24 protein-coding genes and 1 tRNA gene are annotated in these 21,701 nt (G+C 68.1%); 7 read left to right on the top strand and 18 right to left on the bottom strand.

Translation table 11 applies throughout. From position 1 onward, the window contains the following. Positions 1-57: 57 nt before the first annotated feature. The 9 genes from dapC to EV643_RS22925 are packed head-to-tail and all read right to left on the bottom strand — an operon-like array spanning position 58 to position 7,855. Entirely contained in the window at positions 58-1,158 is a 1,101-nt protein-coding gene (gene dapC / locus EV643_RS22965) for a succinyldiaminopimelate transaminase (RefSeq protein ID WP_238165749.1), read from the bottom strand. Then, entirely contained in the window at positions 1,158-2,072 is a 915-nt protein-coding gene (locus tag EV643_RS22960; RefSeq protein WP_133802173.1) for an alpha/beta fold hydrolase, read from the bottom strand. Before EV643_RS22960 ends, dapC begins: the two co-directional genes overlap by 1 nt. Positions 2,073-2,098: 26 nt before the next feature. Beyond that, a complete protein-coding gene (locus EV643_RS22955) occupies positions 2,099-2,695 on the bottom strand; it encodes a TetR/AcrR family transcriptional regulator (protein ID WP_133802172.1) in 597 nt (198 codons plus the stop codon). Positions 2,696-2,737: 42 nt separating this feature from the next. Further along, positions 2,738-3,079 (bottom strand): GroES family chaperonin, encoded by a 342-nt coding sequence (locus tag EV643_RS22950; RefSeq protein WP_255513032.1) that lies wholly within the window; start codon positions 3,077-3,079, stop codon positions 2,738-2,740. Then, positions 3,076-3,339 carry a DUF3618 domain-containing protein gene (locus tag EV643_RS22945; protein WP_238165732.1) on the bottom strand — a complete coding sequence of 88 codons (264 nt, stop codon included), beginning with the start codon at positions 3,337-3,339 and terminating at the stop codon, positions 3,076-3,078. The genes EV643_RS22950 and EV643_RS22945 overlap by 4 nt, the downstream gene beginning before the upstream one ends. A gap of 45 nt (positions 3,340-3,384) precedes the next feature. After that, complete coding sequence (locus EV643_RS22940; RefSeq protein WP_133802170.1) at positions 3,385-4,425, bottom strand: glucose 1-dehydrogenase; 1,041 nt, start codon at positions 4,423-4,425, stop codon at positions 3,385-3,387. A gap of 22 nt (positions 4,426-4,447) precedes the next feature. Next, positions 4,448-5,302, bottom strand: a complete 855-nt coding sequence (locus EV643_RS22935) for a transglutaminase family protein (RefSeq protein ID WP_202869711.1) — start codon at positions 5,300-5,302, stop codon at positions 4,448-4,450. Beyond that, positions 5,299-6,243, bottom strand: a complete 945-nt coding sequence (locus tag EV643_RS22930; protein WP_133802169.1) for an alpha-E domain-containing protein — start codon at positions 6,241-6,243, stop codon at positions 5,299-5,301. Before EV643_RS22930 ends, EV643_RS22935 begins: the two co-directional genes overlap by 4 nt. Positions 6,244-6,259: 16 nt before the next feature. Further along, positions 6,260-7,855, bottom strand: coding sequence for a circularly permuted type 2 ATP-grasp protein (locus tag EV643_RS22925; protein WP_133802168.1), 1,596 nt, complete (start codon positions 7,853-7,855; stop codon positions 6,260-6,262). Between the two features lie 173 nt (positions 7,856-8,028). Between EV643_RS22925 and bcp the strand changes: the two genes are divergently transcribed. The 6 genes from bcp (at position 8,029) to EV643_RS22895 (ending at position 13,751) form a co-directional block, all read left to right on the top strand. Further along, on the top strand, positions 8,029-8,496 hold the full coding sequence (gene bcp / locus EV643_RS22920) for a thioredoxin-dependent thiol peroxidase (protein WP_133802167.1): 468 nt from the start codon (positions 8,029-8,031) through the stop codon (positions 8,494-8,496). A 336-nt stretch (positions 8,497-8,832) separates the two neighbouring features. Then, positions 8,833-10,443 carry a substrate-binding domain-containing protein gene (locus EV643_RS22915; protein ID WP_238165731.1) on the top strand — a complete coding sequence of 537 codons (1,611 nt, stop codon included), beginning with the start codon at positions 8,833-8,835 and terminating at the stop codon, positions 10,441-10,443. A gap of 62 nt (positions 10,444-10,505) precedes the next feature. After that, positions 10,506-10,586 (top strand) — tRNA-Leu (locus EV643_RS22910). A gap of 10 nt (positions 10,587-10,596) precedes the next feature. Next, positions 10,597-11,541, top strand: coding sequence for a VWA domain-containing protein (locus EV643_RS22905; RefSeq protein WP_133802165.1), 945 nt, complete (start codon positions 10,597-10,599; stop codon positions 11,539-11,541). A 75-nt stretch (positions 11,542-11,616) separates the two neighbouring features. Next, positions 11,617-13,161: a DHA2 family efflux MFS transporter permease subunit gene (locus tag EV643_RS22900; RefSeq protein WP_166665539.1), complete on the top strand. Its 1,545-nt coding sequence runs from the start codon at positions 11,617-11,619 to the stop codon at positions 13,159-13,161. After that, the gene (locus tag EV643_RS22895) at positions 13,158-13,751 is read left to right on the top strand and encodes an acyl-CoA-like ligand-binding transcription factor (protein WP_133802164.1); all 594 of its coding nucleotides are present in this window, start codon (positions 13,158-13,160) and stop codon (positions 13,749-13,751) included. Before EV643_RS22900 ends, EV643_RS22895 begins: the two co-directional genes overlap by 4 nt. An 11-nt stretch (positions 13,752-13,762) precedes the next feature. On the opposite strand, the gene EV643_RS22890 is transcribed toward EV643_RS22895, so the two are convergent. From EV643_RS22890 to EV643_RS22875, 4 genes are read right to left on the bottom strand one after another with little or no spacing between them, the layout of a single operon-like run. Then, the gene (locus tag EV643_RS22890; protein WP_133802163.1) at positions 13,763-14,350 is read right to left on the bottom strand and encodes a hypothetical protein; all 588 of its coding nucleotides are present in this window, start codon (positions 14,348-14,350) and stop codon (positions 13,763-13,765) included. Continuing rightward, the gene (gene rdgB / locus EV643_RS22885; protein ID WP_133802162.1) at positions 14,350-14,958 is read right to left on the bottom strand and encodes an RdgB/HAM1 family non-canonical purine NTP pyrophosphatase; all 609 of its coding nucleotides are present in this window, start codon (positions 14,956-14,958) and stop codon (positions 14,350-14,352) included. The genes EV643_RS22890 and rdgB overlap by 1 nt, the downstream gene beginning before the upstream one ends. Further along, on the bottom strand, positions 14,955-15,671 hold the full coding sequence (gene rph / locus EV643_RS22880) for a ribonuclease PH (protein ID WP_133802161.1): 717 nt from the start codon (positions 15,669-15,671) through the stop codon (positions 14,955-14,957). The genes rdgB and rph overlap by 4 nt, the downstream gene beginning before the upstream one ends. 10 nt (positions 15,672-15,681) lie before the next feature. Next, positions 15,682-16,506: an SGNH/GDSL hydrolase family protein gene (locus EV643_RS22875; protein ID WP_133802160.1), complete on the bottom strand. Its 825-nt coding sequence runs from the start codon at positions 16,504-16,506 to the stop codon at positions 15,682-15,684. A gap of 148 nt (positions 16,507-16,654) precedes the next feature. Between EV643_RS22875 and EV643_RS22870 the strand changes: the two genes are divergently transcribed. Continuing rightward, positions 16,655-17,827, top strand: a complete 1,173-nt coding sequence (locus tag EV643_RS22870) for a Gfo/Idh/MocA family protein (protein WP_133802159.1) — start codon at positions 16,655-16,657, stop codon at positions 17,825-17,827. Between the two features lie 15 nt (positions 17,828-17,842). On the opposite strand, the gene EV643_RS22865 is transcribed toward EV643_RS22870, so the two are convergent. The 5 genes from EV643_RS22865 to EV643_RS22840 all read right to left on the bottom strand — a co-directional run bounded on the left by EV643_RS22865 (position 17,843) and on the right by EV643_RS22840 (position 21,635). Further along, positions 17,843-18,589 (bottom strand): MBL fold metallo-hydrolase, encoded by a 747-nt coding sequence (locus EV643_RS22865; protein ID WP_133802158.1) that lies wholly within the window; start codon positions 18,587-18,589, stop codon positions 17,843-17,845. 70 nt (positions 18,590-18,659) lie between these two features. Beyond that, entirely contained in the window at positions 18,660-19,463 is an 804-nt protein-coding gene (gene murI, locus EV643_RS22860; RefSeq protein ID WP_133802157.1) for a glutamate racemase, read from the bottom strand. 489 nt (positions 19,464-19,952) lie between these two features. Then, entirely contained in the window at positions 19,953-20,900 is a 948-nt protein-coding gene (locus tag EV643_RS22850; RefSeq protein WP_133802156.1) for a PLP-dependent cysteine synthase family protein, read from the bottom strand. Positions 20,901-20,902: 2 nt separating this feature from the next. Then, positions 20,903-21,181, bottom strand: coding sequence for a MoaD/ThiS family protein (locus EV643_RS22845; RefSeq protein ID WP_133802155.1), 279 nt, complete (start codon positions 21,179-21,181; stop codon positions 20,903-20,905). 1 nt (position 21,182) lies between these two features. Then, positions 21,183-21,635, bottom strand: coding sequence for a M67 family metallopeptidase (locus EV643_RS22840; protein ID WP_133802154.1), 453 nt, complete (start codon positions 21,633-21,635; stop codon positions 21,183-21,185). Positions 21,636-21,701 lie beyond the last annotated feature (66 nt).

The following is a 21,701-nucleotide window of genomic DNA, read 5'->3' as shown; positions in this document are numbered from 1 at the left end:
CCACCTCTATAGAGGTCCCACACCTAGGAAGACGTCACACACGGTCAGGAGGTTCGCTTACTCCTGCAGTCTCTTCACCGCAGCATCCACCCGCTCGTCCGTCCCCGTCAGCGCCACCCGCACGTGCCGTTCCCCCGCCGTGCCGTAGAACGCGCCCGGCGCAACCAGGATGCCCCGATCAGCCAGTTCCGCAACAGACCCGTACGCGTCGTACGACGGATGCTCGGCCCACAAGTACAGCCCGCCCTCCGACAAAGTGATCCGCCAGCCCGCATCGGTGAGCGCGTCCCGCAGTACCGCGCGTCGGCGGATATACCGCTCCCGCTGCACCTCCACGTGCGCGTCGTCCCCGAACGCGACCGCCATCGCGGCCTGGATCGGCGACGGCACCATCAATCCCGCATGCTTGCGAACCGCCAGCAACTCCGCGACGACCCGCTCGTCCCCCGCCACGAATCCCGCGCGGTACCCCGCCAGGTTGGACCGCTTCGACAGCGAGTGCACCGCGAGCAGGTTGTCGAAGCTGCCACCACACACGTCCGGGTGCAGCACCGTCACAGGCCGCTCGTCCCAGCCGAACTCGATGTAGCACTCGTCGCTCACCAGCAGCACGTCGTTCGCCCGGGCCCACTCCACCGCGGCCCGCAGCTCGGCCGCGGACGTGATCTGCCCCGACGGGTTGCGCGGCGAGTTCAGGTATGCGACCCGCACCGGACCGTCGTACTGCGTGACGTCGGCGACCGGGACACTCGTCGCACGGGCCAGTGCGGCGCCGGCCTCGTACGTCGGGTACGCGAGATCGGGAATCAGCACCGTGTCGCCCGCGCCGACACCGAGCAGTGTCGGCAGCAGCATGATCAGTTCCTTGGTGCCGATCACCGGAAGCACACCGGTCTGCGGATCCACCCCTGGTACGTCGATGCGACGGGCCAGCCAGTCGACCACGGCCTGCCGCGCGGTCGACGTACCGATGGTCGTCGGGTACGCCGGTGCGTCGGCCGCATCCGCGAGCGCCTGCTTGATCACGTCCGGCACCGGGTCGACCGGGCTGCCGATCGACAGGTCGACGATGCCGTCGGGATGCGCGGCCGCCTTCTGCTTGAACGGGGCGAGCTTGTCCCAAGGGAAATCCGGCAGGCGACTGGAAGTGGAGAAGATCACCCCCGCATTGTCCCCTGTGCCAACTCCCCCTCGTCACCCGGCGCTCGGTCCACGAGATGCCGGCGAACCGAGGCGACCACCTCGGGGTCGGCCAGCACCCGGCGATGACCGAGGCCCTCGGTTAGCTCGATGCACGCACCCGGCCAGACCGCGGCGATGGCGATCGACCCCTCGTACGCCGTCTCGCGGTCCGACTTGTCGTGGATCAGCAACAACTCGGGGAGGTCGCGCTCGTCGAGCAGCCGGCCGACCGCCGAGATCGCCTCGAAGTCCTCCATCGGCCCGAACCGGCGGGCGAACCGGCGCAGGAATCCCGCCCGGATCCGCGGCCCGAACCCGAGTGCCTGCTGGAACTGGTCCAGCGTCTGAGTGAAGTCCGTCGGGCTGGCGACGAAGACCAGCCGCTCGACGGCCAGCCCTTTGTCCAGGGCGTAGATGACCGCGGGAGCGCCGAGCGAGTGCGCGACGATCCCGTACGCCTCGCCCTGCGCACCGATCACGGCCTGCACCGCGTCACCCAGCTCCGGCATCGTCCCGCGACCGCGCCCCTCCCGCCCCGGCTCGGAGTCGCCATGACTCGGCGCGTCGTACGCGACAACACGGAAACCCTCGGCGACCAACGGCGGAATCAGGGCCGCGAGTTGCAGACCCCAACCACCCCAGCCATGGACGAGGTACACGGTCGGCCCATCCCCGTACGCCGTGCCGCGGATCACGCCGTCCTCGAACGGCACCTCGATCGGCGTACCCGGCGGGAGCTCGACCCGAAGCCGGCGGGCCTTCTCGGAAACCGTCGGCAACCGAAACCAAAGCCGATCCACCCACCAACTGCCGACCCCGGGTGCCACCACCTCGAGGCTCTGGAAGGCTGCCGTCAAGAAGCGAACGTTCGTGCTTTTCTTTGCCGCCACGAGAACTACTCTCCTCAGTCGAGATCTCAGATCCGAGCCGCTCGCACGAGCGCTTCGAAGGACGCCCACGCCCGGTCGTCGGCCTTGGGGTCACCCATCAGCCGGCTGGCATGGTGATGCGCCATCAGGACGCCCTGGATGTCGAAGGCGTATTGCTCCGGGTCCGCATCCGGGCGGAACTCGCCCTCGGTGATCCCGGTCCGGAAGACGGTCGCGATGGTGTCGATGTAGTCCCGGAATGCCTGCAGGAACCGATCCCGGACCGGACCGGGCTCGGCATCGTCCAATTCGGCGGAAACGCCGTAGAAGAAGCAGCCGCCGGGCAGCGCGAGATCGCCGGAACCCCAGCGCAGCTTGCGGTCGAACAGCTCGCGCAGCCGCGCCTCGCCCCGCGGCGCCTTGAGCGCCGGCCGGATCACCCGCTCGGCGAACAGTTCGGCGAACCGGTCGATCACGGCGAGCTGCAGCTGTTCCTTGGACTTGAAGTGGGCGAACAGGCCGCTCTTCGACAGCCGCGCCTGGTCGGCGAGCACCCCGATGGTCAGCGCGTTCAGCCCGCCGACGCTGACCTGCCGCGCGGCCAGGTCGAGCACCGCGGCCCGGGTCTCCTCGCCCTTACTCACCTCTTCATAAGAGCACGACCGTGCTATTCAGTGCAAGAGCATTTACAAGTACAGGCCTGTCTGACCGTCCTCCACCCGCTTGGCGGCGACGGCGTGCAGGTCGCGTTCGCGCAGCAGGATGTAGTCGTCGCCGCGGACCTCGACCTCGGCCCGGTCCTCGGGGTCGAACAGCACCCGGTCGTCCACCTCGACCGTGCGCACGTTGGCGCCGATCGCGACCACCTTCGCCCAGGCCAGCCGGCGGCCCATCTGCGCGGTGGCCGGGATCAGGATGCCGGCCGACGACTTCCGCTCGCCGGACTCCCGGTCGAGCGCGACCAGCACCCGGTCGTGCAGCATCCGGATCGGCAGCTTGTCGTCGGAGAGACGTTTGCGAGAGGTCACCGGCGACCCACCAGCCGCCGGATCAGCAGCAGCACGGCCAGTACGCCGACGGCCGCGCCGCCGATCGCGACCAGCTTCTGGGTGCGCAGCGCGCCGGTCTCGTCGAAGACCTGCGCCCTGGCCTGTTCGACCTGCCGCTTCGCGACGTTCTTCGGGTGCGCGCGGTCGACCAGCTCGTCCACGGTGGAGGCCAGCCGCGCCCGGGTGGCGGCGATGTCCGCCTCGATCTGCTCGGCGGTCCGAGCCTGCGTGTCCGACACTTGCCAGACCTCCTCTCGACGTTCCCCTTCGTACATCCTTGCAGGTCACGCCCGCAGGTCCACGACCACCTTGATGTCGTCGGGTTCCTTGACCAGCCCGGCCGGCCAGTCCGCCAGCGGAACAGTCCGGGTGATCAGCCGGTCGAGCCAGCTCCGGTCCGCCGCCAGCAGGACGTCGACGGCGTCCGCGTAGTGCCGCTTGGCCGCGTTCACCGAGCCGACCAGGGCCGCGTTGCGAATCACCAACTGCCTGGTCAGCGCATCCATCTGTACGTCGATACTGTCCGGGCTGGGCGAGATCCCGGTGAGGCACAAGACACCGGCGGGCGGCAGGAGTTCCGCGCAGGCCACCACGACCTGACCGACGCCGGTCGCCTCGATCACGACATCCGGGGCAGCTTTGAGATCGGCCAGCTCGGTGAGGAACTCACCACCGAGATCCCGTACGAGCGCCGGCTTCGGTCCTTGATCCGACCGGTCGAGCACGTGCACGGCGTACCCGCGTTGTGCGGCGATCAACGCGGCCAGCAGCCCGATCGGACCGGCCCCGGTGACGAGCACGTGCTTCGGCTCGTACCAGGAGCGCGCGCCGACCTGGTCGACCTGGTCCCACGCCTTGGTGAGGATGCTGGCCGGCTCCACCAGGACACCGAGGCGGCCGAGCTCCGGCGGGACCGGTACGGCATAGTACGGGTCGACTCGCCAGCGTTCGGAGCCGTATCCGTCCACGCCGTTGATCCCGCGCTCGGAGTACAAACCGTTGCGGCAGAAGTCAAACTCCCCCCGGGCACACGCAGGACAGGGCACAGGGTCAGGCCGGCGCACGATGCCCGCAACGAGATCCCCGGGATTCAACCCGGAACCGGCCGGCCCCTCGATCACCCGCCCGAGCGACTCGTGCCCAAGCACCATCCGAGTCGCGTCAGCTGAGCGTCCAAAGGCACCGGAAACGATCTCGACATCGGTACCGCAGATCCCCACCAGCACACCCTCGACCAGTACGGACCCGTCGGACTCCGGTGGTTCCGCGACCTCGGTGACGGCCGCCGAGTCGGCCTTGCCCGGCACCACTGTCATAGCCCGCATGAGCCAACTCAATCAGACTCGATCAGGCCAGGCGTGTCATGTTCACGGTGACCTCTATCGCCGTGGCGGCTCCGCCCGAGTAGATGCCCTTCAGCGGAGAGACATCTGCATAGTCGCGACCGGTGGCCACCCAGACATGGCGATGGCCGATCGGGATGTCGTTGGTCGGGTCGAAGCCCCACCAACTGCCGGTCCAGGCCTCGATCCAGGCATGGCTCTCACCGACGACCGTCTCGCCGACGGCGGCATTCGGCTTGGTGTGGAGGTAGCCGGAAACGTAGCGGCTGGGGATGCCGACCGCACGGAGCAGGGTGAGGGTCAGGTGTGCGTAGTCCTGACAGACACCTTCCCGGGCCTGCCAGGCGTCCACTGCCGACGAGTGCACGCCCGTGGTGCCGCGCTGGTACTTCAGCGTGTCGTGGACCCACTTGGACACGGCCAGCACGGTCTCGTCGGGCGTCCGCCCCTTCCGCAGCGATCGGGCGACCGCGGAGAGCTCCCGGTGCTTCGGTACGTACGTGGTCCACTCCAGGAACTCGGCGTGCCGGTCGACCGCTTCGGCCGAACGGACCTCAGCCCAGGTCGCGATCTCGGCCGGCACCGTCTCGGCGGCCGTCTCCACCACGGAGGCGGCGGTGACCTTCAGTTCGGTGTGCGGGGTGTGCAGGTCGAAGGTGTTGACCTCGGTACCCCAGTAGTCCGTGTACCGGTTGACCCGGGCGGTCGGGACGGTCTCCAGCCGCGCGACCATCAGGTTCTGGCGGTCGTCGGACCGCGGGGTCAACCGGGCCTCGTTGTACGACTGGGTGACCGCCGTCGCATAGCGGTAGCCGGTGGTGTGCACCACCCGGAGGCGCCAGTTAAGAGGCTCAGTCACAGGTTCACCTCCGCGTTGTTCCACTCGATCCAGGGCACTGCGTGGAAGTACTGCCGGGACAGAGCCTCACCGACATCTCGCACTGTCGTCTGCAGCCCTTGGAGCCGGCCGGTGAGATCGTCCAGCAGATCGGCGGGCCGGAGGAACTCCAGGTCGCTCCGCGCCTTACCGAGCAACCGGGACGCCTCGGCACTGGCACCGATCCGTGCGGACGGACCCCGTTCGAGCTCCTCCAGACAGGACTCGGCCTTGCTCAGCGCGTGGAACACCGACCGCGGGAACAACCTGTCCATCAACAGGAACTGCACGACCCGGGACGCGTCGAGCGCACCCCGATAGGTCCGCAGATACGTGTCGTGGGCACCGGCTGAGCGCAGTACGGTCACCCAGCCGGGCGAGGTCGGCTTGTCACCCACCCGGGACATCAGCATCCGGACGATCATGTCGACCCGCTCGATGGACCGGCCGAGCACCAGGAAACGCCAGCCGTCGTCCCGGCTCATGGTGGAGTCCGCCAGCCCGGCGAACGTCGCCGCCCGGTCCTCGACGAAGGTGAAGAACTCGTGCGGCCCGACCCGGCGAACGGCGCGCTGGCGTTCGGGGACCGCGTTCCACATCGAGTTGATGCAGTGCCACAGCTCGCTGGACACCACTTCACGGGCGACCCGGGTGTTCTCCCGCGCGCTGTGGATCGAGGAGACGATCGAACCCGTCTCCGGCGACATCGCGACCAGCTCGGTCAGCGTCCACACGTCCAGCGTGATGCCTTCGGGTGGGGTGATGCCGAGTACGGCGAGCAGCGTGCGGCTGGCCGTGTCCGCGTCGACGGTGGCGTCCTCGAGCAGTTGATGAACCGATACGTCGAGGATCCGTGCGGTGTCGTCCGCGCGTTCGACGTACCGGCCGATCCAGTACAGCGATTCGGCGTTGCGTGCGAGCATCGTCAGCACCTCCCCATCACTGTTGCTGCTGCTGTTGGGCGATGTTCAGTTCCGGACCGCGCTCCGGCGTGGTCGCGCCGTCGGATCTCGGCCGCGCGGCCAGTCCGCTGCCGCGGAGTTCCGCGTCCTCGTCGGAGGCGCGGCCGGCCAGCACCCAGGTGTCCTTGGAACCGCCGCCCTGGGACGAGTTCACGATCAGGCTGCCCTCCGGGATCGCGACCCGGGTCAGCCCGCCGGGCAGGACGAACACCGACTCGCCGTCGTTCACCGCGAACGGCCGCAGGTCCACGTGCCTGGGCTGCAACCGCTCCCCGACCTTGGTCGGCACGGTCGACAGCTGTACTACGGGCTGTGCGATCCACCCACGCGGGTTGCTCCGGATCCGGCGGCGCTGGGCGGCCAGCTCCTTGGCCGAGGCGTCCGGCCCGAACACGATGCCGTAGCCGCCCGAACCCTCGACCGGTTTGGTGACCAGCTCGTCCAGCCGGTCGAGCACCTCCGCCTGTTCGGACGGCAGCCAGCAGCGGTAGGTGTCGACGTTCGGCAGCAGTGGCGTCTCGCCGAGGTAGTACTTCAGGATCTCCGGCAGGTAGGTGTAGATGAGCTTGTCGTCGCCGACACCGTTGCCGACCGCGTTGGCGACCACCACGTTGCCGGCCCGCGCCGCGTTCACCAGGCCCGCGACCCCGAGCACCGAGTCCGGCTCGAACTGGACGGGGTCGAGGAACTCGTCGTCGATCCGCCGGTAGATCACGTCGACTCGCTGCTCACCCTCGGTGGTGCGCAGGTAGATCATGTTGTTCCGGGCGAACAGGTCCCGCCCCTCGACCAGCTCCACGCCCATCTGCCGGGCCAGCAGCGAGTGCTCGAAGTAGGCGGAGTTGTAGACGCCCGGGGTGAGCACGACCACGTTCGGATCGGTGGTCCCCGGTGGGGCGGCGGCCCGGAGCGCGCGCAGCAGGTGGACCGCGTAGTTGTCGACCGCGCGGACCCGGTGCTTCATGAACAGGTCGGGGAACACCCGGGCCATCGTCCGGCGGTTCTCCATCACGTACGACACCCCGGACGGGCTGCGCAGGTTGTCCTCGAGCACCCGGAAGTCGCCCTGCTCGTCCCGCACCACGTCGATCCCGGCGACATGGATCCGTACGCCGTTCGGTGGCGCGAGTCCGGCGGCCTGACGGTGGAAGTGCTCGCACGAGGTGATCAGCCGGCGCGGCAGCACCCCGTCGGCGACGATCTGCTGGGGTCCGTAGACATCGGCGAGGAACGCCTCGAGCGCGCGCACCCGCTGCACGATCCCGCGCTCCAGCCGGGACCACTCGCTCGCGGTGATCACCCGCGGGACCAGATCGAGCGGGAACGGCCGCTCCTGTCCCGACAGGCTGAAAGTGATGCCCTGGTCGACCAGGGCCCGGTCGAGTGCGTCCGACCGGGTGGTGAGATCTCCCGGCTGCAGCGGCATGAGCGACTCGTGCAGCCGCCGGTACGCGGGCCGGACCCCTTCGACCGGGTCGAACATCTCGTCGTACGCCTCGGCGTGCGGCCGGCGCGGATCGAGGTACCGGTCGAACAGTCGGTCGCCACCAGGACGTATCGATGAGCGGCTCATCTGCGCATCTTCGCCCACTCCCGGCCGACCTCGCACCCGGAACGCCGATCAGTTTTCCTGCATGTAACAAGCGAATCGCTTCCGCGTAACACACGCCCCAGGAGTCACCTCAGCACCGGGACCCGGCGTACGGCAGAATGTCCGACATCGAGCGATCCCGGAGGGACACAACAATGTCCGAGCGTCTGTCGGCCGGCGACCAGGCCCCCGAGTTCACCCTGCCCGACGCCGACGGCAACGAGGTGTCGCTGAAGGAACTGCGTGGGAAGAACGTGATCGTCTACTTCTACCCGGCCGCGATGACGCCCGGGTGCACCAAGCAGGCATGCGACTTCCGCGACTCGCTCGACTCGCTCGCCGCCCACGGGTACACCGTGCTCGGGATCTCCCCCGACAAGCCGGCCAAGCTGCAGAAGTTCCGCGACCGCGACGGCGTCACCTTCCCGCTGCTGAGCGACCCGGACAAGCAGGTGCTGTTGGCGTACGGCGCGTTCGGGGAGAAGACCATGTACGGCAAGTTGGTGACCGGCGTGATCCGGTCCACCTTCGTCGTCGACCCGGACGGCAAGATCGCGCTCGCGCAGTACAACGTCAAGGCCACCGGCCACGTAGCCAAACTCCGGCGCGACCTGGGTCTCTGACCCAGCCTTCGACCGTTTCACGAGACGCGGTCCATCTAACGGTCGTTTGAGCAAACCGTCAGTGTGATTTGGACCACACTCCGATCTCACCGGATCGGAGTGGCTTTACTACTCTCCGTGAGTTTTTCCAGGTCGCCGGGGATGAGCGGTACTGCATACCCATCCAGCGTTCAATTGCAAGCTGGTCCCAGCACTGTCAAGAGTTCCGGCAACCTTGGCTCTGACCAGTGCAAACCGGGTAATCTGCGCGCGCAGTCTGCCTCTGGGAGGGAGGGACCTGCCGCGATGGGAAAACATTCCTCTGCGGTAACGCGAAGTAACAGCAACCGTCGTCCGGTGTACCTGACGGCGGTCGGCCTCTTGGTGCTCTCGTTGGGCGCCGTGTTCGTGATCCGTTCGATCGGATCGGGAAATGGAGCCGACGGCCTGCTGGGTGGTGGCGGGTCGTGTGACGACCCGACCCAGATCCAGCTCAGCACCGCACCAGAGTTGCAACCGCAGCTGGAGTCGGCGGCGAAGTCGCTGGCCGCGAAGGGCGGCAACGACGGTGTGCCGTGCCTGCAGTTCACCATCACCGGCGCGTCGTCGGCGAAGGTCGCCCAGGACGTCGCCAGTGGCAGCGACACCCGGCCCGACCTGTGGGTGCCGGACTCGTCGATCTGGGTGGCCAAGGCCGACGACGGCCAGTCGATCCCGTCCGTCGCGGTGCCGTCCGTCGCGACCTCACCGCTGGTACTGGTCGGCCGGTCCGAGAACTTCGCGAACACCTCGTCGTGGCTGGCCTCCTTCGCCGGCGCCCAGCCGGCCCTGCTCGACCCGCTGAACCAGTCCGAGGGCGCCCTCGCGCTGCTCGCGATCCAGGCCGAGCGGGCCAAGACGTCCGCCTCGAACACCCAGGTCGCAGGCGTTCTGGTGCCGCTGGCCCAGCGGCTCGGCTCGATGGCCAAGCAGTACACCGAGGCCGACGGCCCGCTCAGCAAGGCGGCCGCGGAGAGCAGCAACGTCGTCGTGCCGGTCTCGGAGCAGAGCTTCGTCAAGTACCAGGACGAGCACCCGGAGGCCCAGCTGAAGGCGATCGTGCCGGACACCGGGACGCTGCTGCTGGACTACCCGATGGTGGTCACCGGCCGGTCGAACACCGAGGCCGTCACCGAGGCCGGCAAGGCGCTCGCGCAAGAGATGCTCGGCGACGCCGGCTCCCAGTCCCGCGAGGACGCCGGGTTCCGGGACCACCTGGTCAGCGCGCTCGGCGGCGGCCGTGGGGTCGGTGACATCACCCAGCTGACCAAGCCGACCGGCAGTGCCGTCGACAAGGGTCTGCAGAGCTGGGCGACGCTGTCGCTGTCGGCGCACTCGCTGGCCGTCCTCGACGTGTCCGGCTCGATGAACGAGAAGGTCCCGGGTAGCACCAAGACCCGGATGCAGCTCACGCTGGAAGCCGCCGAAAACGGTCTCAAGCTGTTCCCGGACACCTCCGCGATCGGTCTGTGGATCTACTCGCAGCAACTGAACGGTACGGCGGACTGGCGGTCGCTGGTCCCGATCCGGAAGCTGAGCACGTCGCAGCGCAAGGATCTGGTCAGCTCGCTGCGCGGAACGCAGGCGAAGATCGGCGGCGGAACCGGTCTGTACGACACGGCCATCGCCGCGGTCCGCACGGTCCGGGACAGCTACGACCCGACCGCTGTGAACACCGTGATGCTGTTCACCGACGGCCAGGGCAACCAGGACGACCCGGGCAGCATGTCGCTCGACCAGGCGGTCCGCGCGCTGGAGGCACTGCGCGATCCGGCCCGTCCGGTCCGCATCATCGCGCTCGGTATCGGCCCGGAGGCAAGCTCCGCGGAACTCGCCCGGCTGGCTCAGGCCACCGGCGGACGCAGCTACGTCGCCCGGAACCCTGCTGATCTCCAGGAGGTCTTCATCAACGCCCTCCAGGGCCGCTGACGTCGCTTGCTCCTAAGATGGAGCGCGGAGTGGCCTGCTCCTGAGCTGGAGCAGGCCACCTGGCCAGAGTGGTGGAATGGCAGACACGCCGGCTTTAGGTGCCGGTGCCTTCGGGTGTGAGGGTTCGAGTCCCTCCTCTGGCACGTGGAGTTCATGGCCCCTGGACGGCTCTGGCTGCTGCTGCTGATACCGGCGATCGCGGCGCTCTACCTGGTGCTGCAGCGACGGCGCGCACAGTACGCGCTGCGGTTCACCAACATCGCCTTGCTGGACCGGGTGGCGCCCCGGCGGCCGCAGTGGCGGCGGCACGTGGCCGTCGTACTGGCCTTGTTCGCGATCGGCTCGTGTGTGCTGGCGTTCGCGCAGCCGAAGGATGAGGTGAAGGTGCCGCGGGAGCGGGCCACGATTGTGGTGACGATCGATGTGTCGTTGTCGATGATGGCCACGGATGTGGATCCGAACCGGTTGGAGGCGGTGAAGGTCGCGGCGAAGCGGTTCGTGACGAGTTTGCCGGCGAAGTTCAACATTTCGTTGGTGTCGTTCGCGGGGACGGCGAGCATTGTGGTGCCGCCGACGATTGATCGGGCGACGGTGTTGCGGTCGATCGATGGGTTGGAGTTGGCGGAGTCGACGGCGACCGGTGAGGCGATCTTCACCTCGCTGCAGGCGTTGACCCAGGTGCCACCGGACCCGGAGCACCCGGACGAGCCCGCGCCGGCTCGGGTCGTACTGATGTCGGACGGTAAGCGCACCGTCGGCCGGACCGCGCAGGAGGGGGCGCAGGCGGCCAAGGAGAAGGAGGTGCCGGTGTACACGGTGGCGTTCGGTACTGATTCGGGGTTCATCGAGATGGATGGGATCCGGCAGCGGGTGCCGCCGGATCGGGCGGATTTGAAGGCGGTCGCGGAGATCACCGGTGGTCAGTCGTATACGGCGGAGTCGGCCGATGAGATCAAAGAGGTGTACGAGAACATCGGTTCCTCGGTCGGCTACGACACCGTCGACAAGGAGATCACCGCCCGCTTCGCCGGTTTCGCCATGGTCCTCAGCCTGGCCGCCGCCGGCGCCGCGGTCGCCCTCGCCTCCCGCTTCCCCTGATCCAGACCTCGGGCTTGTCGACCTAAATTCTGAGAGTTACTCTCAATTCAGAGTAACTCTCAGAAAGGGTTCGTCATGGCCTCCACCACCCTCGATCCGCGCCGCTGGTGGGCGCTCGGCGCGATGTCCGTCAGCCTCATCGTCGTCGGCCTCGACCTCACGGTGCTCAATGTCGCGCTGCCGACCCTGGCCACTGATCTCGGCGCGTCGACCAGTCAGCTGCAGTGGTTCGCGAACGCCTACACGCTGGTACTCGCGGCGCTGCTGCTCCCGGCCGGTCTGCTCGGGGACCGATTCGGGCAAAAGTGGTTGCTGCTCGGCGCTCTCATCACCTTCGGAGCCGCCTCCGCGGCCTGCGCCTTCGCCTCGACGCCCGGTCAGCTGATCGCCGCCCGCGCGGCACTCGGCGTCGGGGCGGCTTTCCTGATCCCACTGTCCATGTCGCTGCTGAACGTGCTGTTCGCCCCTGGCGAGCGGGCCCGTGCGATGACCATCTGGGTGATGGCCAACTCGCTCGGCATCCCGTTGGGGCCGGTGCTCGGCGGCTGGCTGCTCGACCACTACCGGTGGGGCTCGGTCTTCCTGATCAACGTGCCGCTGGTGCTGATCGGGGCCGTCGCGGTGGCCGTACTGATTCCGGCGACCCGGGGACACCGATCCGGGCGGATCGACGGACCGGGGATCGTGATGTCCGGGGCCGGCCTGGTCGCGCTCACCTACGGATTCGTGGCGGCCGGCGAGCGCGACTGGGGTGATGCGCTGACGCTGACCAGCATCTTCGGTGGCGCTGCGGTGCTCGCCTTGTTCGTACTCTGGCAGGCCCGTACGACGGACGCGCTGGTCGACCTCGCACTGTTCCGGTCGGCCAGGTTCACTTGGGGCACCGTAGTCGCGACCCTCGCGTCCTTCGCGTTGATGGGGCTGCTGTTCGTGCTGCCGCAGTTGTTCCAGGCGGTCCAGGGTGCCGACGCGCTGGTCACCGGCCTCCGGTTGCTGCCGATCATCGGTGGCCTGCTGGTCGGGGCGAAGGTGGCCGAACGGCTCGTCCAGGTGGCCGGGGTACGGGTGACGGTGGCGGCCGGATTCGTCCTGATGCTGGCCGGACTCACGATCGGCGCGTTCACCGATGCCGGCGACGGCTACGGGTTCGTGGCGGTGTGGGTCAGCCTGGTCGGGCTCAGCATCGGGTTCACCCTGCCGCCGGTGATGGATCTGGCCATCGGCGCCCTGACCGTGGAGCGCAGCGGCTCCGGTTCGGGCCTGATCCAGGCGTTGCGCCAGGTCGGCGGCACGATCGGCGTCGCGATCCTCGGCACGGTGCTCAACTCGACGTACCGAGGCAATCTGGACGTTTCCGGACTGCCACCGGCCGTCGCGAACGCGGCCAGGGACAGCGCGTCGGGTGCCGTGGCGATCGCGGCCCAGACGAACTCGCCCGCACTGGCCGAGTCCGCCCGCAGCGCCTTCGTCAACGGCATGGCTGCGACCTTGTGGACGTCAGCCGGCGTAGCCCTCCTCGGCCTCACAGTGGCAATCCTCTTCCTCCCCCGCAGGCCAAAGGACGCCACGGTTGCGCCGACCGACAACGGCCGAGAAGAAGTTGCCACAATCGGGTCATGACGACGGAGAAGACACCCGGGCTGCGCGAACGCAAGAAGGCTCAGACCCGGGCGGCCATCCAGGAGCACGCACTGCGGCTGTTCAGCCGGCAGGGCTACACCGAGACGACCGTCCAGCAGATCGCCGCCGCGGCGGACGTGTCGCCGGCCACCTTCTTCCGGTACTTCCCGACCAAGGAAGACACCGTGCTGTTCGACCGGATGGACCCGGTGATGATGGACCTCTTCCGGGCCCAGCCGGCCGAGCTGTCGCCGACCGAGGCCTTGCGCGCGACCCTGACCGACAGCCTCGCCGCCCTGACCGAGGACGAGTGGCGGCTGGAGAGCGAACGTCAGCGGCTGGTGCTCAACGCCCCCGAGCTGCGGGCCAAGATGATGGATCAGCTGTACGCCGGGATCGACCTGCTGGCGATGCTGGCCGCGGAACGCGTCGGCCGATCGCCGGACGACTTCGAGGTCCGCACCTGGGCCGGCGCGGTCGTCGGCGTCGTGATGGCGGCATGGCCGAGGACCGGACCGAACCGGATGCAGGACTACCTCAAGCAGATCGACCGCGCCTTCGCCCATCTACAGGCGGGCCTGCCCCTCTAGCTCTTGCCCCGTTAGCTCACCGAGTGCAGGTACGCCGCTCCGCGCGGGCTGAGCTCGTAGCCGATCTCCAGGCTGTGGGTGAGACCGAGGTTCTTCAGCTTCCGTACGTCGATCTTGAAGCCGGCCGTGTCGCGTTCGAGTTGGGCAGCGAGATCGGCGGCCCTCACACCTGGGTGTGCCTGGATCAACTTCAGGGTCTGGTCGGTCCATGGCCCCTGTCTGCCGAACTCGTCCAGCCGGGCGAGCTTCTCCTGCAGTTCCTCGAGGTCGGCGAGAGTCAGCTCGGCGCTCGACGCGAGCTCCTCGCGCGGATCCGGGCCTTCGACCAGGTGGAAGCGGATCAGGAACGTCGGCAGCGACTCGTCCCCGCGGAGCCGGCGGCGGACGTCCTTGGCGTTGCTCCGGTCCGCGCGGTCCAGGTCGGCGTCGTTGTCGGCGATCAGGTCCGGGTTGACCTCTTTGATGCTCTCGATCTCGATCCGGCCGGCGTTGGTCCGGTAGATCCTCCCGGCCACCACCCGCGGCTCGGCCCAGCGCCGGTAGGCGACCGTGATCTTGCCCTCGGCCACTCCCTGCGTATCACTTCCGGCGAACAACATCAGGCCGCTCCCAACGCCTTCGCGACGATCGGGGCGATCGCCCGCAACGACTTGCCCCGGTGGCTGATCGCGTCCTTCTCCTCGATCGACAGCTCGGCCGTGGTCCGGTCGTAGCCGTCGGCCACGAACAGCACGTCGTACCCGAATCCGCCGGTGCCGCGCAGCTCGCGGATGACCGAGCCGCGCATCTCACCGCGGACCAGCTCGTCCTCGGCATCAGGCCGGCAGAAGGCGACCGCGGCGACGAAGGCAGCACCGCGACGCTCGTCCGGCACGTCCTCCAACTGGCCGAGCAGCAGCAGGTTGTTCGCGTGGTTGTCCTTCGCCGGGCCGGCCCAGCGGGCGGACAGCACACCCGGCATACCGTTCAGCGCGTCGACGCAGATCCCGCTGTCGTCCGCGATCGACGGCAGCCCGGTCGCGGCCACAGCGGCCCTTGCCTTGAGCAACGCATTGCCCTCGAAGGTCGGCTCGGTCTCGGGCGGTTCGTCGTACGGCGCGACGTCGGCCAGGCCGAGCACCTCGATGCCGGGCACGATCGGGGTCAGGATCCGGCGGAGCTCCTCGAGCTTCTTCTTGTTGTTCGAGGCAAGCAGCACCTTGCTCATGCCAGTGCTTCCTGCTGCAGCTTCGACAGTTCCGCGCAGCCGGCGATGCCGAGCTCGAGCAGGCCGTCCAGCTCGGCCCGGTCGAACGGCGCGCCCTCGGCGGTGCCCTGGACCTCGATGAACTTCCCGTCGCCGGTCAGCACCAGGTTCATGTCGGTCTCGGCCCGGACGTCCTCCTCGTAGCAGAGGTCGAGCATCGGGGTGCCGTCAACGATCCCGACCGACACCGCGGAGACCGAACCGGTCAGCGGTTCGCCTTTCAGCGCCTTCTGGCCGCGCAGGTAGGACACGGCGTCCACGAGCGCGACGTACGCGCCGGTGATCGCCGCGGTCCGGGTGCCGCCGTCGGCCTGGAGCACGTCGCAGTCGAGCAGGATGGTGTTCTCGCCGAGCGCCTTGTAGTCGATCACCGCGCGCAGCGAGCGGCCGATCAGCCGGGAGATCTCGTGCGTCCGGCCACCGATCCGGCCCTTCACCGACTCACGGTCCGAGCGCGTGTTGGTGGACCGCGGCAGCATCGCGTACTCCGCGCTCACCCAGCCGAGGCCGGACCCCTTCCGCCAGCGCGGCACGCCTTCGGTGACACTGGCCGCACACAGCACCCGGGTCCGGCCGAACTCGACCAGCACCGACCCTTCCGCATGGTCGAGCCACTTCCGCGTCAGAGTCACCGGCCTGAGCTGATCAGGATTACGTCCATCGATACGTGCCATAGGCACGACCCTAAGCCTCGATGCGCTGTACCCCCGCATTGGCCGGTGGGCGGAACTGGGACACGGCCATCCGGGCGGCCCAGGGAGTCAGGTCGCTGGCGCGCCGACCGAGCCAGGGCACCCCTTCCTTGACCATCCAGACCGCGTCGGCCCACTTGCTCGGCGCCTGCCCCGCGCACTCCAGATCAGGCGGTACGTCGATCCGGAGACCACGGGCCGCCAGCTCGTCGGCGAAGGATCGGGCCAGCTGCCGGTGACCACGTTCGCCCGGATGCAACCGGTCGACACTCCAGAAGTCCCGGCGATACACCTCCGGGTAGTCGGCCATGTCCAGGCGGATGCCACCGAACTTGGTGTGCAGGTCGTCGTACACGGTGTTCACCTGTTCGATCCGCTGCCACAGCGGCCGGCGTAACCACTTCGGCAGGCCGAACACCTGCCCGTGGTCGTGGAAGCGGACGGTCAGCAACAGCGCACCCCGGGCGGTGAGCTGTTCCGCGGTGTACTGCAGGCAGTCGCGGATGTGTCCGGCGTCGAAGGTGGAACGCATGGTGTCGTTGACGCCGACGATGAGCGACGCGATGTCGATCGGGACGTCGCCGGTCTCGGGCAGCTGATCTCTGGCGACCACCGAAACGGTCGCGCCGCTGGTCGCGTGGTTGGAGAACGTCACACGGTGGGTACTGCCCAGGGAGTCCGCGAGCAGCGAGGCCCAGCCTCGCCACCCCTGGCCCGGACGGGCACCGGCACCGGATAGGTCGGTGGTACTGCCGTTCAACGGATCCCCGACACCTACGGTGGTCGAGTCGCCGAGTGCCACATAGTGGAGGCTCACGTTCCGTCATGGTGACGCCGCAGAGCGAGACTTCGGTGATGGTCAGGTGGCCGACACGTCAACTTCACGGGATCAAGAAGGGTGTTGTAGACCGGAAGTGTTCGGACATAGGCTTTTGTAATCATCTACGTGCAGGAGAAGCGAAACTATGTCAGATCTACGGTTCGGTGTGGTCGGACTCGGTGCCCGCAGCAGCCTGGCCCAGCACGCCCACAAACCGAGCGAGGGAAGCTCAATCGTCGCCGTCTGCGACCCAGTCGAAAAGCAGCGGCAGGCCGCCCTCGCGCAGTTCCCGGACGCCGCGGCGCACGCCGATCACCGCGACCTGCTCGACCTCAAGCTGGACGGGGTGTTCCTGACCACCCCCGACGACCTGCACGAGGACCCGGCGATCGACTTCCTCCGGGCCGGTGTCGCCGTCTTCGTGGAGAAGCCGCTGGCCATCACCACCGAGGGCTGCGACCGCGTCCTGCAGGCGGCGTACGAGAGCGGCACTCGGCTGTACGTCGGGCACAACATGCGGCACATGCCGTTGGTGAAGACGATGCGCGAGCTGATCCAGTCGGGCGCGATCGGCGAGGTGAAGGCGATCTGGTGCCGGCACTTCGTCGGGCACGGTGGCGACTTCTACTTCAAGGACTGGCACGCGGACCGGCGCCGGACCACCAGCCTGCTGCTGCAGAAAGGTGCCCACGACATCGACGTGATGCACTGGCTGGCCGGCGGCTACACCACCCGCGCCAACGCGATGGGCGGCCTGGTCCTGTACGGCGGGATCGAGGACCGGCAGGACCGCACCGGTCAGCGGTTCGGGGAGTTCGTCTCGGAGGACAACTGGCCGCCGCTGGAGCAGAAGGGACTCGCACCGGTACTGGACGTCGAGGACCTGTCGATGGTGAATCTCCAACTGGACAACGGGGTTTTCCTCTCCTACGAGCAGTGCCACTTCACCCCGGACTACTGGCGCAACTACACCGTCATCGGCACCCACGGCAGGCTGGAGAACTTCGGCGACACCGAGGGCAGCGTGGTCAAGGTCTGGAACAGCCGCCGCTCCGGTTACCGCGCCGACGCCGACCAGGTGGTCGAGATCAGCTCCGACGGCCGCTGGCACGGTGGCGCGGATCCCTTGCTGGTCGACGAATTCGTCCGCTTCGTCCGCGACGGCGGCACCACCCTCACCTCCCCCGTCGCCGCCCGAGCCGCCGTAGCAGCCGGCCACGCAGCTACCAACTCCATCCGCTCGAACGGAAGCCCAATCGAGATCCCCCCGCTGGACCCGGCCCTCGTCACCTACTTCGACGGCGGCCAGGTTCGTTAAGCACTGGTTCGCTGATCAGATTTCGAAGACCGCGCCCGGCGTCGCTGTGAGGACTTCGCCGGGGAAGGTCCGGCGGGCGTGGGTGGTCTGGGTGTCGCGGTCGTACCACGGGGGCACGTGGGTGATGACGAGGCGCTTGACGCCGGCCCGCTTGGCGTGTTCGCCGGCGTCGGCCGGGGTCAGGTGCAGGTCGGGCGGATTGTGTGGATCGTCGTCCTGCAAGGCGGCCTCGGACAACAGCAGATCGGCGCCGCGGGCAAGCTCCACCAGCGCGTCGTTCGGGCCGGTGTCGCCGGTGTAGACGAGCGACTTGTTGCCGTGCTCAACCCTGATCGCGTACGCCGGGACCGGGTGCACCATCGGCGTCGTCCGCACCGTGAACGGCCCGATCTGCTGGATCTCCTGCCAGGCGTGGAACTCCAGCTCCTCCTCCATCCCCGGATCCATCGGCAGGTCGTAGGCCAGCGCCATCCGCTGCGCGGTCCCGGCCGGGCCGAACACCGGGATCCGCGGAAACGGGGAGGCCGGCGAGTACTTCGCGGCGACGTACAGGCCGCACAGGTCCATGCAGTGGTCGGGATGCAGGTGGGTCAGGCCGATCGCGCCGATCTCGGGCACCCGGAGGTACCCCTGCAACACGCCGAGCGAGCCACTACCGAGATCCAGCACCAGGTTGAACCCGTCGGCGGTGACCAGATAGCTCGAGGCGGGAGAGTCGGGCCCGGGGAGAGACCCGGAACAGCCGATCACTGTGAGCTTCATGAATCGAACATTACCGGCGGGTTGCTGGCTGTGCAGGAACGTGCGAGACCCGTCACATTTCGCCGGCGGCTCAGCGGATCCAGGCGAACTGGTCGACCGCGTTGATGACGGGGCCGAGGAAACGGGAGCCGATGGCGGCGAAATCGGCCGGGTCGCCGGTCGTGACGAAGCGGTGCTGGGGTTCGGGCAGGCTGTCGTCGCGGAGCAGGCCGGCCTTCGTCAGTACGCCGTACACGTCCTTGGCCCCCTCCTCGGCACTGCTCACCAGCGTGACCCCGTCGCCCATCACGTACGAGATCACGCCGGTCAGCAACGGATAGTGAGTGCAGCCGAGGATGAGCGTGTCGACACCGAGCTCGACCAGCGGGTCCAGGTACTCGTGGGCCGCGGCGAGCAACTCAGGCCCGGACGTCACCCCGGCTTCCACGAACGGCACGAACTCCGGGCACGCCTGGGTGGTCAGCTGGACCTGCGGGGCCGCCGCGAACGCGTCGTCGTACGCGAGCGAGGTCGCGGTCGAGCGGGTGCAGATCACGCCGACCCGCTGGTTCCTGGTGGCGGCGACCGCGCGCCGGGCCGCGGGCAGGATCACCTCGACCACCGGTACGTCGTACCGCTCGCGGGCGTCCCGGAGCATGGCGGCGCTGGCCGAGTTGCAGGCGATCACGAGTGCTTTGACGCCTGCCTCGACGAGATGATCCAGGCACTCCAGCGAGTACTCCCGGACCTCGGCGATCGACTTCGGCCCGTACGGCTGGCGGGCGGTGTCGCCCAGATACAGGATCGGTTCGTGCGGCAACTGATCGAGCACGGCCCGCGCCACCGTGAGCCCGCCGAAGCCTGAGTCGAAGATCCCGATCGGTGCGTCCGCCACGGATCGAACCCTAACCCGGGCCGCTGGCAACCTTGTCAGCGGCCTGGAATCAGGCCCGGACGCGGGCAGATCTGAAGTGAGCCTTACCTGAGCCCGGAGGACGACACGCCGGAGTTATCCACATCTTTACTCTCCGGAATTGCATTATCACGTGACGCGGGCCACTCTGGTGCGATGTGTTTCCAACCGCCCCTCACGATGCAGGTTCTGGAAACGAGCACCAACAGCACCGTCGCCGACATCGTCCGGGCCCTCGGGCCGATGGGCATGCTGGTTGTGTTTGGGCTCGCCGCCTTCGCACTGTACGTCGTCTCCCTGTCACTGCACCCGTACGCGAAATGCGGGCGCTGCAAGGGGATGGGCAGGCACAAAGGCTCAATGTTCAGCTACGCCACCCGCCCTTGCAACAGCTGCAAGGGCCGTGGCACCCATCCCCGGCTAGGAAGAAAAGTGCTCTTCAAGCAACCATGACCTGGTAGTCAGTTGATCTCAGGCCCAGAGCTGGCCTTCGAGGCGGTCTTCGGCTTCGTCGATGGTGCCTTCGTAGGCGCCGGTCGAAAGGTACTTCCAGCCGCCGTCGGCGACGACGAAGGCGATGTCGGCCGACTCGCCGTCGCGGACGCACTTGGCCGCCTGACCGAGGGCCGCGTGCAGGATCGCGCCGGTCGAGATGCCCGCGAAAATCCCCTCGTTGTCGAGCAGTTCGCGGACCCGGCGTACGGCGTCCCGGGGGCCGACCGAGAACCGGGCGTCGATCAGGGTCGCGTCGTACAACTCCGGCACGAATCCCTCGTCCAGGTTGCGCAGGCCGTACACGAGTTCGCCGTACCGGGGCTCGGCCGCGACGATCCGGACCTCCGGCTTGTGCTCACGGAAGAACCGGCCGGCGCCCATCAGCGTGCCGGTGGTGCCGAGTCCGGCGACGAAATGCGTCACCGACGGCAGGTCGGCGAGGATCTCCCGGGCGGTGCCGTCGTAGTGCGCGGCCGCGTTCGAGGGGTTGCCGTACTGGTAGAGCATCACCCAGTCCGGGTGCTCCTCGGCGACCTGCTTCGCCACCCGGACGGCCTCGTTCGAACCACCCGCGGCCGGCGAGGAGATGATCTCGACGCCCCACATCCTGAGGATCTGGCGGCGCTCCTCGGAGGTGTTCTCCGGCATCACGCAGACCATCCGGTAGCCGCGCAGTTTGGCCGCCATCGCCAGCGAGATCCCGGTGTTGCCCGAGGTCGGTTCCAGGATCGTGTTGCCGGGCCGGAGCCGGCCGTCCTTCTCAGCGTCCAGCAACATCCGCAGCGCCGCCCGGTCCTTGATCGACCCGGTCGGGTTGTGGTCCTCGAGCTTGGCCCACAACCGGACATCGGGTGACGGGGAGAGTCGCGGCAACCCGACCAGCGGCGTACCGCCGACCGAATCCAGCAGGCTGTCGAAACGCATGGTCAGCCGCCGGCCACCGCCGGGAGTACGACGACGACGTCGCCGTCCTTCACCCCGGTCTTCAGCCCGCCGGTGAACCGCACGTCCTCGTCGTTCACGTACACGTTGACGAACCGGCGCAGCTCCTCCGGCTCACCCTCGACGATCCGCTCCTTCAGCCCCGGGTTGCGGGCCTCGAGGTCGTCGAACAGCTCGGCCAGCGTGCCACCCGCGCCGCTGACGGCCTTCTCGCCCTTGGTGTAGGTGCGCAAGATGGTCGGGACGCGCAGCTCGATCGCCATATCAGTTGTCTCCTAGGTTGCTGTAGTCCGGCACGATCTTGACATCCTCTTCGGTGACCGCACCGTCGATGATCCGGTACGACCTGAACTCCACCGGCCCGTCGTACGACGGCGAGTCCGCGCCGTCCCGGGTGGAGACCAGCACGTAGTGCGCGCCTGGTTCCTGAGCGAGGTTGATGTCGGTGCGGGACGGATACGCCTCGGTCGCGGTGTGCGAGTGGTAGATCACCACCGGCTCCTCGTCCCGGTCGTCCATCTCCTTGTACAACCGCAGCAGATCGCCGGAGTCGAACTCGTAGAACGTCGGCGACATGGCCGCGTTCAGCATCGGGATGAACCGCTCCGGCCGATCCGACCCGGCCGGCCCGGCCACCACCCCGCACGCCTCGTCCGGATGATCCCGCCGAGCATGCGCCACGATCGCGTCATACCCCGCCGAGTCGATGATGAGCACAAATCAAAGGTAGTGCGCTCTTTGCGGCACCCCTGACGAGCGACAGGTGTGTCCGGATGCTGGACG

This window comes from Kribbella caucasensis, assembly GCF_004361855.1.
Taxonomy (GTDB): Bacteria; Actinomycetota; Actinomycetes; order Propionibacteriales; family Kribbellaceae; genus Kribbella; species Kribbella caucasensis.
This window is presented reverse-complemented; position numbering and strand designations above follow the sequence as displayed.